1 protein-coding gene is annotated in these 210 nt (G+C 69.0%); it reads left to right on the plus strand.

All coding sequences use genetic code 11. From position 1 onward, the window contains the following. A partial coding sequence (locus EXE44_RS19950) for a methylmalonyl-CoA mutase family protein (RefSeq protein WP_241991928.1) occupies window positions 1–210 on the plus strand: 210 nt, incomplete at both ends.

A 210-nucleotide genomic window follows, 5' to 3' on the forward strand; every position in this document is an offset into this window, starting at 1 on the left:
CGAGGAGCCGTACACCCGCGGCGTCTACTCGACGATGCACCGCGGGCGCCTGTGGACGATGCGCCAGTACGCCGGAATGGGCACCGCCGCGGAGACCAACGAGCGCTTCCAGTACCTCATCGACGAGGGCTCGTCGGGCCTCTCGATGGCGTTCGACCTCCCGACGCAGATGGGATACGACTCCGACGCCGCGATGGCCGAGGGCGAGGT

Origin of the sequence: Halorubrum sp. SS7, from assembly GCF_005435055.1 — an archaeon.
GTDB lineage: Archaea > Halobacteriota > Halobacteria > Halobacteriales > Haloferacaceae > Halorubrum > Halorubrum salinarum.